Genomic DNA, 14,608 nt, shown 5'->3' with positions numbered 1-14,608 from the left:
AGTCTCCTGATCGGCCCTTACGCGCTCGGGACCATCCGGGCGAGGTCCTCTTCCACGGTGCTGTTCTTGCTGATCCCGAAGTTCTCGACCAGCACGTTCAGGACCCCGGGCGAGATGAAGCCCGGAAGGCGTGGGCCGAGGGTGATGTTCTTGACCCCGAGGTTCAGCAGTGCCAGCAGCACAAGGACGGCCTTCTGTTCGTACCAGGCGATGTTGTACGAGATCGGCAGTTCGTTCAGGTCGACGTTGAAGGCCCCGGCGAGCGCCTGGGCGATCACGACCAGCGAGTAGGAGTCGTTGCACTGGCCGGCGTCGAGCACCCGGGGGATTCCGCCGATGGTGCCGAGGTCGAGGCTGTTGTACCGGTACTTTGCGCACCCGGCCGTCAGGATCACCGTGTCCTTCGGCAGTGCCTCGGCGAATTTCGTGTAGTAATCCCGGTCACTGTGCCGGCCGTCGCAGCCTGCCATCACCAGGAACCGCCTGATCGCTCCGCTCTTCACCGCGTCGACGACGGTGCCGGCGATCGCAAGGACCGCATCGTGGGCGGCGCCGGTGATCAGGTCGGCACCGTTCCCGATGCTCGTTGGGGGCGGACTGGTCTTTGCCCGGGCGATCACCGCAGAGAAATCCTTGCTGCCGTCCGCGGCCGCAGGGATGTGGGTGACGCCGGAGAACCCGACCTGTCCGGTGGTATAGACCCGGTCGATATACGACTCCTTCGGCGGGACCAGGCAGTTGGTGGTGACCACGATCGGACCGTTGAACTGTTCGAACTCCTCCTTCTGGTGGTGCCATGAACTGCCGTAGTTGCCGACGAGATGGACGTACTTCTTGAACGCCGGGTAGGCATGCGCCGGAAGCATCTCGCCGTGGGTGTAGACATCCACACCGCTCTCCTTCGTCTGCTCGAGGAGCATCTCAAGGTCCTTGAGGTCGTGGCCGGTGATCAGGATGCCGGGGCGTGTCCCGGCCGTCGTCTTAACCGGGGTGATCTCAGGCTTTCCATAGGCACCGGTGTTGGCCGCATCGAGGAGGGCCAGTACCTTCACCCCGAAGCCGCCGCATTCGAGGACCAGGGCGATCAGCTGGTCGGCCGGCAGGTCGGTGACCGTCGCGGCGAGCCCCTTCTGGAGGAAGGTGGTGATCGATTCGTCGGTGGAGCCGAGCACGGCTGCATGGGTGTAGTACGCACTGATCCCCTTCAGGCCGTAGGTCAGGAGTAAGCGGAGCGAGGTGATGTCGTCACCCTTCTGCGCGAGTGATGCAATCTCCTCAGCCTTCGCGGCGATATCACCGTCGTTCTTCGGGGTCCAGGTGCAGACCTCAGGCTCGTCCCCTTCCAGGCGGGGGAGAGCATCGCGGAGGGCGACGGCCTGCCGGATCATCTCGTTGAACCGGGCCGGGTCGAAGTTCACGTTGGTCAGGGTCGCAAAGAGTGCGTCCGCAATGAACAGACCTGCCTCTGCATTGCCGGCTCCTTTTTCCATTGCGTTTAGATTCCGCACCGCGATCCCCTTGCACAGATAGATCAGGACATCCTGAAGCCCTGCGGTGGCTCCTTCCTTGCCGCAAACTCCTTTCACTGTACATCCACTCCCTTTAGCCGTCTCTTCACACTGATTACAGAACATAGATCAAACACCTCATTGGGTATCTATTTGCTACAGAGTATCCAATATATACTATACTATAAATAGTCCGGGGTTTCAAAAAATATACCATGCAGGAAGCGTGCACCGTCAATCAGACAGTCCGGTACCTGACCAGGAAATGGACACTCCTGATCATCCTGGAGATCTACAAGGGGGACGAGTACTCCCGGAGGTTCTCGGATCTCAAGGACGCCCTCGCCGGCATCACCTCCAAGACCCTCTCGGAACGGTTGAAGGAACTCGAAATGGAGGGGCTCGTCACCCACCAGATCGATGCCACCTCGTTCCCGGTGAAGAGCGAGTACACCCTGACCGAGAGCGGCCTTGAGATCATCGAGATCGTCAGGGAGATCAAGAGATGGGCATTGAAGTGGAAGATCGACAACATCGCCTGCGGGGATCAGGACTGCAAGGTCTGCGTGCTCTAAATGAGCGGTGCATCATCAGCCACCAGGGGCAGATGGTTCACAGAAAAAATTGGAGTTACCTCAAAATATTCTTAAGGTCCAGCACAGTAGTGTACGTATGCACCACTTCACCGGGTTCGAGCTCACCCCCCGGAAAGTCGAATATATGAAATATATCTCCATGCGAGGGGAGCGGGTGAACACCAGCACGATGGCGGTCCATTTCAATGTCGACCCGTCCACGATCACCAAGACGATCGGCGAACTCTCGTCGAGCGGGTACCTCATCCATGTTCCGTATCACGGCGTGAGCCTCACCGAGAAAGGAAAGGAGTACACCGAGTTTCTCTTTCGGCGACACCGGATCCTCGGGCTGATCCTCACCCATTACGGACTCTCACCCGAAGAGGCCTGTACCGAGTCGGCCCGTTTTGAGAGTTTTGTCTCCCGCGAGATGATCGATCGCATCTGCCGGTCGCTCGGGCATCCGATGATGGGAGTCTGCGGAGCGATTCCTCATGACCGGGAATGCTGTCACTCGGGGACTGAAGTTCTGGCTGATGGAACTGAACGCGACGATGCACTACGACTGGGCAGGTGATGGATGTGTTGAACGATCACCTGCCTGACCTGAACCTCATCACCTGGTATGCAGAGAGTAACCGATCATTCCTCTCCAGGGTGAGTCCGTGGACCAAGGGTATCACCCTGGTGCTGCTGGTGCTCCTGATCACCGTGACCCGGTCCCCCCTGGTGCTGGCGGGGGTCTACGCTGCGATCCTGATCATCTACAAGATTGCCGGCTTTTCGTTGAGACAGCTCTCCAGCTGGTATCTGCTCCCGATCGTCTTCGTCGTCTCGATCATCGGGATCATGATCTGGAACGAGCCGGGGCCGGCCCTCATATCGATTCCTCTGGGTCTGACAACGCTGAACCTGAGCATGAACGGCCTGGTGCTGCTGATCACCCTGGCGCTCAAGACCCTGATCATGGTCACCTACTCGTTGCTCTTCCTGATGACGACGCGCTATCTTCACCTGACGACCATGGTCTACAGGGTCTTCCCGGACCCGCTCAACCAGATCTTTCTGATGTCGTACCGGTTCATCTTCCTGACACTCTCCCTGATAACAGCACTCCTCAAGTCTGTCCAATCACGAGGCGGAGGGCTGATCCAGAGTGCGCGAAAACAGGGGACGATCTTTGCGGAGATCTTCGGGCTGGTCTTCATCCGCTCGTTCGACCAGGCAGAACGGGTGAACGGGGCCATGCGGGCTCGGGGCTACTCCGGGCAGTACAGGGCGCTGACACCGGTCCCTGCCATCCGGATGCCGGAATGGATCTTCCTCCTGTGCGCCTGCGTCGCAGTGCTGTACGTGGTGGCAACCGGGAAGATCTGGTGATCAATCGGCTCTCTCTCCCCGCGCAAAATTTTTTACCCCTCCCCAAAATTTCAGCAATGTTTTTCTGTTTCCGCCGAGTATGCTGATCACCAGAGGAGAGAGCCTCCATCTGGTTTTCAGTTGATCAGTTATGGCGCATATACATCTTCCAGACGGATCGTTCACCCTTCTTTGGGTAGTGATATGGTGGGTAGTGACCGGTGTGATGATCGCAGGGTCACTGTACCTGTTGAGGCGGAGAGGCTCGCTCGATAGCCGGCAGATCACCATCGCCGCCTTCTGTACAGCGGCCTGTTTTGCAGTCTTCCAGGTGAGTATTCCGCTCTTTGGAGGCGTCCACATGAATCTGACTCCCCTGGTCGGGATCCTCACCGGCCCCCTGGTCGGGAGTCTGATCGTCTTGATCGTCAATATCCTCTCCGCCGGCATCGGCCATGGCGGATGGGGGATGGTCGGCGTCAATACCTTTGTCAATATCGTCGAGGTCGTTGCGGCCTACGGCGTGTACCGCGGAACCGGACGGTTCCTCAGCGGGACGTTCTCCCGTGCCGGGATCGCCACGCTCCTCAGCCTCGTAGTCGGGAGTGTCGTGATGATCGGGGTCATTCTGATCTCCGGCGTACAGGGAACGGACCAGACGATGGGACAGACCCTGTACGGCCTCTCCCTTCTCACCGGGGTGAACCTGGGGGTCGCGGTCATCGAAGCCTTCGTCACCGGGTACATCGTCACCTATATCAAGAGGGTGAGGCCGGCGATGATGCAGGGGGTGGAATGAGTGGTCGATGGGGAGGAGAAGAGAGGTCTGCTGGTGCTGGGCGGCCTGGCCCTGCTGATCCTCATCGGGGCGGTCCTCGCCTTTCAGATCACCGGCCCGATGGGGATCGAGGACCGGTTCACCGAAGCGCTCGGCCTGCAGCATGACGGAGGAGCAGAGGAAGAGGACGGAGGGTTCTTCGGTTTCAGCCTGGAGGGGAACATCCTCGCCTATCTGGCGGTCCTCGCCCTCCTGATCGCGGTCAGTCTCTTCGCCCTGAAAAGGACCGGAATCTAGGTCCTCTTCTTTTTTGAGAAGTCAGGCGTGGAACCCGGAAAGGCCGGATCCATACGAATTTTATATAAGACGACGATAGAATGCAGGTATGAGCACCATTGTGATCGATGAAGTGGCCTGCACGCACTGCTCCACCTGTACGACAATCTGCCCGTCCGGGATCATCGAAGAGACCGGCACCATCCCTTCGATCCGCCCGGAGAACGAAGGATCCTGCATCGCCTGCGGACAATGCGAGGCGACCTGCCCAACCGGGGCGCTGAAGTTACAGGACCCGGACGGTCGACCATCGACACTGCCGGCGGGCCGGCCGGCGATGACACCGGGTGCGCTCGGCCTCTATCTGCAGAGCCGCCGCTCGGTCCGCCACTTCAAACCCGAACCGGTGCCGAGAGAGACGATGGAACAGGTGATGGAGATCGTCAGGTACGCCCCCTCGGGTGCGAACATGCAGCCCGTCCAGTACATCATCATCACCGATCCGGCAGAGGTGAAGCGGCTCGCCGGCGTGACCATCGAATGGATGCGGGATGAGATCGCCGCAGATTCACCGCTGAGCAGGGGGCTGCCCCTCCAGTATCTGGTCGACGCCTGGGAACGGGGATCCGATCCGATCTGCAGGGGGGCCCCCCACCTGGTGATCGCCCACACCCCGGCTGGGAACTCATCGGCCCCGGTGGATGCGATCATCGGGCTGACGCACTTCGACGTGGCCGTGCCGGCCTTCGGAGTCGGGGCCTGCTGGGCCGGGTTTCTGACGATCGGGGCCATGGCGTCGGAGAAGGTGAAGCAGGCGCTCGCCATCCCGGAGGGAAGGGTGTACCAGTTCGCACTCTTCTTCGGGTACCCGAAGTACGCAACCCACAGTATCCCGTCCAGAAAGCCGGCCCGGATCGAGTGGCGGTGAGCGGGGCTCGCCGCGCACCGGGTCTGAACAGAACATCCGGCGGATGGGGTACTCGCCACCATATCGATCTCTTTTTTCTTCTGCAGGGGGGACGGATCTCCCCCGGTTTTCGATTGCCGCGTTCACAGGATATTCGGTTCGTGCGAATGAGCAGAACAGACGACCAGGTCAACATCAAATCATTGATTTTTCAAGTACATAACTATAAATAACGACGAGATGAGTCCCTTCTCTGTAGTGCATCGAACTGTTCGTTCACCTGTTTCCCATGACGATGTCGGACAGGTCCTGATGTCATGCAGGAAAATTGGAAGAGATAACCAATGAGACTGATACCTATCAACCCGGCCGGCTCCGTGCAGGTCCCGATCGAGACGCGGAAGATCTTCACCATCACAGACTCGACAGGACGGATGAGGAGTGTAACACCTTTGGATTTGAAAAACAGAACGATGACCGGTGCCGTTCACCAGGGTCATGAATGAACAGAGGGAGGGATCGATGTCGTCACATCTGCCGTCAGAGAGGATACGGTGGGGAATCTGTCTCGCCGTCCTCGCCCTCCTCCTCTCGTTCTCCCTCGTCGCCGTCGCGAGCGCCACCCCGCCACCTCCTGAGTATCGGGCCCGGTGGGCGGCTCCAAACCTCGAATATCTCAATGCGTCGGACGCCGGGTTCTTTTCCACGGTCGACTTGTACAATTCGGAGCAGGGACTGGCGAAGAGACCGCCATTCCTGCCGAACGTATCGGATAACTACTATTACACCACCTTCACATCTCCGGGAAACGACCAACAGTATCTCGACGCCGTCTGGTACTTCAACACCTGGGACGGGTTCACGAAAGGGAAGGATGAACTGAACCGGTACCTCCAGCAACATGGAACAATCACACCGGTCGTGCTCAATCTCTCCCCGGAACTCGCCGGCTCCAGTATCTCTGACATCAGGGATCTCTCCGGGACGGAGCAATGGCGGACGATCAATGCAACCCGGTACGAGGGGGACGGGACATCAGGAGACTTCCTCACGTTTGCCACGAACTACTTTCCGGGCGAGAATTACTACATCGCGTACTACGGGATCACAGGTTCGACCAACGTGAGTGAGGATGCGACGCATCATCAACATCTCCTCGCCATGACGAGTATCCCTCGATTTGTCATGAGCCACTGGTACGAGTTCGATCCCGCAACACCGATGACCATTCCGGATTATTGGTCCAGTCTCGCGTCCAACCCCATATTCAACCCTAAAACCTGGATCCCATTTCTCATGGTATTCATTCCGATTCTCCTTATCGTCATCGGCTACACCTTCATCCCGATCATTGTTCTCGCGTATATCTCCGCCAGGATATCTCTATGGATGGACGCCCATATGACTTCACGGACCCGTGCCATCCTGCCACTGATCGTCGCCTGTTGCCTGATCGGGGTGCTCGCCGTCAGGGCCTTCTACATCGAAGAGATCTCGCTCGGTTGGACCGATTTCATCGCCGCTGCAATCCTCGTCCCAATGGGGGTGCTGACCGTCAGACCACTCTTTAAAGAGCGCCTGAAGTACGTGAAGCCGAAGTCTGCCGTGTTCCTCTGCGTGGTCGGGACATTCTACACCATCATCATTGGTGCCCTGTTATACTTTTTTCTGGGTGTAAGTTTTACATCGAACGCAGGTTCTCTCGATCAATCGCTCTCGTACATCGTGAGTCGCTCTGTCGTCCTGCGTTCAGTCATCCTTTATCTCATGAGCGTGGTCATCGCCATCGTTCTCTACGCAGTGATTCTGTTCTGGGACCGGATCAGGAGACGTCGACAGAGCAAGCATCCAGTGAAGGATGAAGATCGATGACTCCATCCCGAGGGGGAAGGCCGGCACCATCATGGACTTGAGAGGATGGATGTGAACAGATCGATGAAAACAGTGCCGTTGGGATGAGTGAAAATATGAACAGAAAGAGGGAAATGTCGATGTCGTCACATCTGCCGCCTGATAGGATACGGTGGGGAATCTGTCTCGCCGTCCTCGCCCTCCTCCTCTCATCCGCACTGATCGGCTCGGTGAGCGCCACCCCGCCACCTCCCGACAATTATGCCTGGTGGGCCGCGACGAATACCGGATACCTCAATGTATCGGATGCCGGCCTCTTTGTCGAGACCGACGGATACATCTCCCGACAGGGACATGAGAAGAGACCACCATTCCCGTCGAACGTCTCGGGTAATTATTATTACACCAACTTCACCTCTCCAAAGACCGGCGAACAGTATCTCACCGCTGTCTGGTACTTCAGAGACTGGGACGGGTTCATAAAAGAGAAGGACGAACTGCACCGGTACCTTCAACAGCACGGTACAGTCACTCCGATCACGCTCAATCTCTCTCCTGAACTCGCCGGCTCCAATAGTTCCGACCTGGTGACCCTCTCAAGGTCTGAGCAATGGCAGGCGATCGACGCGACCCGGTACGAGAGTGACGAGACGTCGGGGTATCTCCTCACCTTCGTCATGGATTCGTACCCGGGCGTGAACTACTACATCGCGTACTACGGGGTCGTGGGTCCAACTGATCTGAGAGAGGAGGCCCATCGCCTCAACCTCCTCGCCATGACGAACCTTCCCGTAATGGTACTGGGTCACCTATACGTCTTCAACCCGGCGACGCCGATGATCAATACTTATGATTCGTTCATCCCCAGATTCAACCTTACAAACTGGATCCCATTTCTCGTGACATTCATTCTGATTCTCCTTGTCATCTTCGGTTGCACTATTCTCCCAATCATTGTTCTCGCGTATATCTCCGCCAGGATATCTCTATGGATGGAGACCCGTATGACTCCACGGACCCGTGTCATCCTGCCACTGATCGTCGCCGGTTGCCTGATCGGGGTGCTCGCCGTCAGGGCTCTCTACGTCGAAGAGATCTCACTCGGTTGGACCGATCTCATCGCCGCTGCAATCCTCGTCCCAATGGGGGTGCTGACCGCCAGACCACTCCATAAAGGGCGCCTGAAGTCCGTGAAGCCGAAGTCTGCCGTGTTCCTCTGCGTGGTCTGGACATTCCTGATCATCATCATTGGCACCGTGTTGTACTATCTCCTGGGTGTAAGTTATGTCTTGAACACAGGTTCTCTCGAACAGCCGCTCCTGTACATCGTTGAGCGCTCTGTCGTCCTGCGTTCAATCATCATGTACCTTGAGAGCGTGATCATCGCCATCGTTCTCTACTCAATAATCTTGCTCAAGGGATCTGATTCGGAGACGTCGACAGAGTAATCATCCAGGAGAGGGTGAAGATCGTTGACTCCATCACGAGGGTGAGGCCGGCATCCCCGACTGGAGACTCCCTCGCCCTGAACGGCTGGGAGAAGACGGAGACGGGTGATTTCCCGACGGGAGGAGAGAATTTTTGCAGAGTTCGGGGATCTTAAAAAAAAATTTTTTCAGACCACGTCGCGATTCAAATACAGATACTCTGTCATGGAAAGAATTCCGGTACAATAAAAAAATACCTGGAGCCGGTGTCATCGTGCGGAACGTTGTGGGGAAGCGATCTATGCGACAACCGGTTTTGAGCTGAACCGGGGCCGGATCTTTTCGGTGAAGTATCGTCCAATCTCGCTTGAATGGATGAAATCTTTGTAGACTTTTGGAGGGACACCGGAAAACTGGTAAACAAGTCCTTTGTGAAATTCTATCTCCAGAATTTTTGTGCTCTCATCATATCCCACAGAGCGCAGAATAACGGACTTAACGGACTGTCTTTCCAAAGAGTATCGCCTGTTTCTTACAGGGGCGCCGAACGGATAATGGTTTTGATAATACTATCGAACGCGACATCCCTGACCAAACGTAGACTCAAAAGAGTATCCGCTTTCCCCTGACGAATGGCCGGGCGCTGCTCCACCACCCGGTATATTTCCACACGGGCGGTGCCACCGTGGGCCGGCGCTGCAGGAAGCAAGGGTGATGGAGAGCATCGATCGGTATGGATCGTTCAGTACCCCGAAGAACGACGAGCTGATGTTCAGTCATCTCCTGGATCGCATATCGCGGTCCCTCCCTCCCGATCCCCGATGCACCAACACCGCCGTACGGCATATGGTCCAACCGGAAGGTCGGCACATCGTTGACGATCAGAGCGCCGGCGCGGCAGCGTTCCATAGCGAGCGCTATCCCCCGTATATCATACGTGAAGATCCCCTGCTGAAGGCCGTACTCCGTGTCATTTGCAAAATCCAATGCTTCCTCGAGGTGATCGTACGGTGAGACCGTAATGACCGGGGCAAAGATCTCGGTCGTGTTCACCCGCATATCAGGCGTCGTTCCCGTCAGGACGGTCGGGTTGAAGAGAGTCCCGTCCCGGGTTCCGCCAATCTCGCACCTGGCGCCTCCGTCGAGCGCTTCGACGACCTTCGCCTCAGCCCCGGCGGCCATCTCCTCCGAGATCATCGGGCCGATGATAGTCGCTGGATTACGGGGATCCCCCACCGAGAGGGTTTTCATACCCTCGACTATTCGGGCAAGACCTTCGTCGTAGAGCGAGCGATGGAGAAGAACACGCTGGATTGAGATACAGACCTGTCCTGCGTTCATACATCCCCCGTCGACGATCTTCGTGACCGCTGCGTCGAGGTCCGCGTCGGCCTCCACGATCACGGCAGCGTTCCCACCGAGCTCGAGCGCGACCCGTTTTCGACCCGCCTTCGCCCTCAGATCCCAGCCGACGGCCGGACTCCCGGTGAACGAGAGGAAGTCGATCCTGGGATCTCCTGCGAGCCGTTCGGCGTCGGCCGTGCGGCATGGTACGACGGCGATCCCCTCTGGCGGGCATCCGGCCATGAGCGCGAGCCGGCCCAGCGCAAGGGCTGAGAGGGGCGCTTTTGTCGACGGTCGGACGATCACGGCATTGCCGGCAGCCAGGGCCGGGCCGAGCTTGTGACAGACCAGGTTGAGCGGAAAGTTGAACGGGGTGATTGCGAGGACGACTCCCACCGGGACGCGGCGGAGATACCCGGTGCATCCCTCTCCGCTTTCAGTCCAGTCCAGATCGACGATCTCGCCGCCTATTCGGAGTGCTTCATCGGCCGAAACGCGGAGGACCGCGGCAGCCCTCCCAACCTCGGCCCGTGCGAGGGTAATCGTCTTGCCGGCTTCGGAGACGATCGCCGCAGCGAGAGAGTCCGCCTCCACTCTGACCAGTTCAGCCATCCCCGCCAGGATTGCAGAGCGGCGATGGGCGGGCAGGCTGCGCATGACGGGAGCTCCCCGCCGGGCTGTCGCGATCGCATCCTCAAGATCCCGTGGTTCTGCAAGTTCGACCGATCCGATGATCGAACCGTCGTAAGGAAAGACGACATCGGCTGTCGTCCCCGATCGTCGCCAGGAACCATCAATCAGGAAGGGATGTGGGGAGTCCATGTGATCATGTGGAATCGCTAAGTTAAATCATTTTTACCCGGTGTGCTGATCGTTCTCCTCACTCCAAACCCCCTCGATCACACTGCTCGGGGGTCCCTGTCAGGTCCGGGGCTGTGATCGAAACCGTGCCGGCCCGATCCATCTCAGACAAAAGAAAGAATACCGATGACCCTGTATCACCTACACGAGGAACCAAATGATACAACTTCTCGTATGGAACCTGATAAAAATCTTGATCTGGCGGAAGGCGATGATCCTGATCGGGGTGACGCTGCTGGCGATGACCGGCATCGGCCTTGTCCTGCTCCTTCTCTTCTTCCTGGGAAAGCAGATGATGACGAGCGGGTGCTGCTCGTCCAGGGGATCGGGGGATGAACAGCAAGGCGGCGACAGGGCATAACCGGACGATGCACCGTTAGCCGGCATCGTCGTGCACCGGATCTCAGTGCTGATTGGGCATTTCGACCAGGCGAACCGGTTTTACTACCTGGAGGTGACGCGGTGCCGGCACCGCTGTCATCTATCGAGGAACTCTTGGAATTCTGCAGATCTTTCTCAAGCATCCCATCCGGAAGGCCAGCCCGTGTCGAGGGGCAGTGAAGGAGAAACTTTACCTTTCATCAGCCCCTTATCAGCGCAATGGAGATGATCAGTTCATGCTGTACCGGAGGATGAAGAACCTCGACCGGGATCTCTCGATCTTAGGGTTCGGGTGCATGCGTCTCCCGGTCTTAAATGACGGGAGCATCGACGAGCCTGTGGCGACTGCGATGATCAGGGGGGCTATCGACCAGGGAGTGAACTATATCGACACCGCCTATCCCTACCATAACGAGGAGAGCGAACCGTTCCTCGGGCAGGCCCTTCAGGACGGGTATCGTGAGCGGGTGAACCTGGCGACGAAACTGCCGAGCTGGCTGGTCCATTCCCGCGAGGACATGGACCGGTACCTCGACGAGCAGCTCGAAAGACTGCAGACCGACCACATCGACTGTTACCTTGTCCATTCGCTGAACCGCGCCTACTGGGAGGAGCTGGTCCCGCTCGGCCTCGACGAATTTCTTGACGATGCGATAGACGATGGCCGGATCGGGGTTGCCGGCTTCTCGTTTCACGACCCTTCAGTGGATGTCTTTCGGGAGATTGTCGACGGATACGACTGGACCTTCACCCAGATCCAGTATAACTTCATGGACGAGCACTACCAGGCGGGGACCGCCGGGCTTCAGTACGCCGCAGAGAAGGAGCTTGGCGTGGTGGTCATGGAGCCGATCAAGGGCGGGATGCTGGCCACCGGGATCCCTGCGATCCGGAAGATCTGGGCGAGGGCACCGACGCAGCGGACCCCTGCCGAGTGGGCGCTCCGCTGGGTCTGGAACCACCCGGAGGTGACGGTCGTCCTCTCCGGGATGTCGACGCCGGTTCAGGTCAGGGAGAACCTGTCAGCGGCCGACCGGGGTCTCCCGAACTCGCTCTCCGAGGGGGAACTCCGGCTCTTTGACCTGGTCAAGTACGAGTACACCAAGCGGGTCAGGGTGTCGTGCACGGGCTGCAAGTACTGCATGCCCTGCCCGGCCGGTGTGAACATTCCAGAGTGCTTCGCCGACTACAATGCAGGGACGATCTATGATGACCCGGGTGTCGCGAAGATCAACTACACCATCGCGACCGGGGCGTTCTTCGGCGGTTCTCCGTCGTGCGCCTCACAGTGCACCGAATGCGGGGCCTGCGAGGAGCAGTGTCCGCAGGGGATCCCGATCCGCGAGCGGCTCAAGGACGTCGTAGCCTACTTCGGAAGTTAAAAACAAAAAAGGTTGGTGAAGGCGGAGCCCGACACTCTTTTCTCAGACGAATTCGGGGTCGTCAGAATCGGCAGCTGCACCCGGCAGGGCTATCAGCGAGCGGATATGGAGCCAGGCCCAGGCATATCCGAGCAGCCCACCGAGGATATCCCCGATCACGATCCCCCACCAGACCCCCTGCTCTCCCATCGCGAGGACAACCCCGAGGATGTACGCAGAGAGGGCGATGAAGATCAGGTTTCTGAACAGGCTGACGATCAGCGAGTTGATCCCCCTGCCCATCCCCTGGAAGATCGAGCCTGACATGATACCCGGCGGTACGAACGGATAGAAGAAACACATCGTCGCCAGGAAGGCTGCAATCATAGGAGCAAGGTGGGCGCTCTCCGGGGCATACGCGAAGAGGAACGCGATCTGCTGGGAGAAGACGTAGGTCACCACGCTGATCAGCAGGGTGATGGCGATCCCGAACCCAACCGAGAAACGCTGGATCACCCGCAGTCGTTTATACTGGCGTGCACCGTACGAGGCTCCGGTGACCGCGGTCACCGCGGTACCGATCGCGACCACCGGAATGATGGCGAACATCACGACCCGCCAGCCGGCCGTATAGACCGCAACCGCATCGGTGCCGGCGACGAGCACCAGCATCCCGTTGATGATGATGGCGAGTGCCGACATCAGGACGAACTCCAGGCTCGCCGGCAGCCCGACCTTGAGGATATCCAGTACAATCGCCCCGTCAGCTCTGAAATGCTGCCATGAGAGCGAGACATAGGTGTCCCGCTTCACATAGAACCAGTAGAGCAGGATCGCTGCTACGAATCCCATGGAGATGAGCGTCCCCCATGCAGCGCCTGCAATCCCCAGGCCGGCCGTGTAGATCAGCAGCGGGTCGAGGACCATATTGATGAGCGAGGAGGCGACCATGGCGTACATGGTCCGCTTGGCATCTCCCTCGGCACGGAGGATCGCATACCCTATATTGACGAAGAGGAGCAGAACGGTCCCGGCGAAGATCACCCGGCCGTACTCGGCTGCAAGCCCGGCCGTCTCTCCTGCACCGAAGAGGAGGGCGAGCGGCTCGGCGAAGAGGAACAGGGGGACAGTGACGACCGCAGCGATGGCGAGCATCAACCCCATTGCATGGACTGCAGCACTATCCGCTCCTTCCCGGTCCTGGGCTCCGATCCGCCGTGATATCACCGAGGTGACCCCTGCACCAAGCCCGGCGCCGAGCCCCATGAGGATCATGAAGAGCGGGGTGATGAACCCAACCGCTGCCATGGCATCAGAGCCGAGCCCGGCCACCCATATCGCATTCACAATGTTGTACAGCGACGTCAACAGCATCGCGATGATCATCGGTGCAGAGAGTTTGAGGATCGCCTTCTTGGGGTCGCCCCGTAGGAGCGAGACGCCGGCGGTCTCTGCATTCAGTTTCGGGTCTGTTTTATTGGTGATTACTGGATCAGATTCTATCATGTGAGGACTCCCCACGTTTCCTAATACTCTTGATACTGTTCATTGCAATTCTGTACAGGAGGGCGTTGAGGTCTTCACGTTCCTGTGCCGAGAGGCCGGCACAGACCAGATCGTCCCATTCCTGATCGATCTTTTGCATCTCGGTGACGATCCGCTCGCCTCTCTCTGTCAGTAAGAGTCTGAACGCCCGCCGGTTGGCAGGGTCTGGAGTCCGACTGATGTAGCCGGCGTCCTCGAGTTTACGGGCAGCCCTGGCGATCGCTCCCTTGTCGAGATGAAGATACCGGGCCAGGACGTCCTGCGTGACGTCCTGCTGGTGCGAGAGATGAATGAGAATCGGAAACTGCCCGGAGGAGAGTCCATACGGGAGGAGCCGGTCATTCATCATGATCCCGCGAGCCCGGGATATGATCGAAACAAGCCCTGCAAAGGGGATGATATGGTCTTCTTTCACGTGGATCAGTACTTGGA

Annotated in this window: 15 protein-coding genes; 10 read left to right on the top strand and 5 right to left on the bottom strand. The window is 58.3% G+C overall.

All coding sequences use genetic code 11. The features are described from left to right. Window positions 1-17 precede the first annotated feature (17 nt). Window positions 18-1,634, bottom strand: coding sequence for a hydroxylamine reductase (hcp, locus tag ACFKSJ_RS01550; protein WP_440950517.1), 1,617 nt, complete (start codon window positions 1,632-1,634; stop codon window positions 18-20). 89 nt (window positions 1,635-1,723) lie between these two features. Between hcp and ACFKSJ_RS01545 the strand changes: the two genes are divergently transcribed. The 8 genes from ACFKSJ_RS01545 to ACFKSJ_RS01510 all read left to right on the top strand — a co-directional run bounded on the left by ACFKSJ_RS01545 (window position 1,724) and on the right by ACFKSJ_RS01510 (window position 8,705). Next, window positions 1,724-2,083: a winged helix-turn-helix transcriptional regulator gene (locus ACFKSJ_RS01545; RefSeq protein WP_440950516.1), complete on the top strand. Its 360-nt coding sequence runs from the start codon at window positions 1,724-1,726 to the stop codon at window positions 2,081-2,083. Between the two features lie 97 nt (window positions 2,084-2,180). Continuing rightward, window positions 2,181-2,663, top strand: a complete 483-nt coding sequence (locus ACFKSJ_RS01540) for a metal-dependent transcriptional regulator (protein WP_440950515.1) — start codon at window positions 2,181-2,183, stop codon at window positions 2,661-2,663. Continuing rightward, window positions 2,663-3,466: an energy-coupling factor transporter transmembrane component T family protein gene (locus ACFKSJ_RS01535; protein ID WP_440950514.1), complete on the top strand. Its 804-nt coding sequence runs from the start codon at window positions 2,663-2,665 to the stop codon at window positions 3,464-3,466. The genes ACFKSJ_RS01540 and ACFKSJ_RS01535 overlap by 1 nt, the downstream gene beginning before the upstream one ends. A 130-nt stretch (window positions 3,467-3,596) precedes the next feature. Next, window positions 3,597-4,244: an energy-coupling factor ABC transporter permease gene (locus ACFKSJ_RS01530; RefSeq protein WP_440950513.1), complete on the top strand. Its 648-nt coding sequence runs from the start codon at window positions 3,597-3,599 to the stop codon at window positions 4,242-4,244. After that, a complete protein-coding gene (locus ACFKSJ_RS01525) occupies window positions 4,245-4,520 on the top strand; it encodes a hypothetical protein (protein ID WP_440950512.1) in 276 nt (91 codons plus the stop codon). An 88-nt stretch (window positions 4,521-4,608) separates the two neighbouring features. Further along, entirely contained in the window at window positions 4,609-5,427 is an 819-nt protein-coding gene (locus ACFKSJ_RS01520; RefSeq protein ID WP_440950511.1) for a nitroreductase family protein, read from the top strand. A 501-nt stretch (window positions 5,428-5,928) separates the two neighbouring features. Continuing rightward, window positions 5,929-7,278 carry a hypothetical protein gene (locus ACFKSJ_RS01515; RefSeq protein WP_440950510.1) on the top strand — a complete coding sequence of 450 codons (1,350 nt, stop codon included), beginning with the start codon at window positions 5,929-5,931 and terminating at the stop codon, window positions 7,276-7,278. Between the two features lie 119 nt (window positions 7,279-7,397). Continuing rightward, window positions 7,398-8,705, top strand: a complete 1,308-nt coding sequence (locus tag ACFKSJ_RS01510) for a hypothetical protein (protein WP_440950509.1) — start codon at window positions 7,398-7,400, stop codon at window positions 8,703-8,705. A gap of 278 nt (window positions 8,706-8,983) precedes the next feature. Here the strand turns inward: ACFKSJ_RS01510 and ACFKSJ_RS01505 are convergent, their stop codons facing one another. Both ACFKSJ_RS01505 and ACFKSJ_RS01500 read right to left on the bottom strand, forming a co-directional pair. Further along, window positions 8,984-9,199, bottom strand: a complete 216-nt coding sequence (locus ACFKSJ_RS01505; RefSeq protein WP_440950508.1) for a KTSC domain-containing protein — start codon at window positions 9,197-9,199, stop codon at window positions 8,984-8,986. A gap of 88 nt (window positions 9,200-9,287) precedes the next feature. Further along, window positions 9,288-10,850, bottom strand: coding sequence for an aldehyde dehydrogenase family protein (locus ACFKSJ_RS01500; protein WP_440950507.1), 1,563 nt, complete (start codon window positions 10,848-10,850; stop codon window positions 9,288-9,290). Between the two features lie 232 nt (window positions 10,851-11,082). Here ACFKSJ_RS01500 and ACFKSJ_RS01495 point away from each other — a divergent pair, with 232 nt between their 5' ends. Next, entirely contained in the window at window positions 11,083-11,250 is a 168-nt protein-coding gene (locus ACFKSJ_RS01495; RefSeq protein WP_440950506.1) for a hypothetical protein, read from the top strand. 256 nt (window positions 11,251-11,506) lie between these two features. Continuing rightward, a complete protein-coding gene (locus ACFKSJ_RS01490; protein ID WP_440950505.1) occupies window positions 11,507-12,652 on the top strand; it encodes an aldo/keto reductase in 1,146 nt (381 codons plus the stop codon). Between the two features lie 42 nt (window positions 12,653-12,694). Here ACFKSJ_RS01490 and ACFKSJ_RS01485 read toward each other — a convergent pair whose 3' ends face one another. Together ACFKSJ_RS01485 and ACFKSJ_RS01480 are read right to left on the bottom strand one after the other, a co-directional pair. After that, on the bottom strand, window positions 12,695-14,137 hold the full coding sequence (locus ACFKSJ_RS01485) for an MATE family efflux transporter (RefSeq protein WP_440950504.1): 1,443 nt from the start codon (window positions 14,135-14,137) through the stop codon (window positions 12,695-12,697). Next, window positions 14,124-14,591, bottom strand: coding sequence for a MarR family winged helix-turn-helix transcriptional regulator (locus ACFKSJ_RS01480; RefSeq protein WP_440950503.1), 468 nt, complete (start codon window positions 14,589-14,591; stop codon window positions 14,124-14,126). Before ACFKSJ_RS01480 ends, ACFKSJ_RS01485 begins: the two co-directional genes overlap by 14 nt. Between the last annotated feature and the right edge of the window lie 17 nt (window positions 14,592-14,608).

It is taken from the genome of Methanosphaerula subterraneus (assembly GCF_052055875.1).
Classification (GTDB): Archaea; Halobacteriota; Methanomicrobia; order Methanomicrobiales; family Methanospirillaceae; genus Methanosphaerula; species Methanosphaerula subterraneus.
Note: the sequence above shows the minus strand (reverse complement) of the source record. Positions and strands in the feature narration are given on the sequence as shown.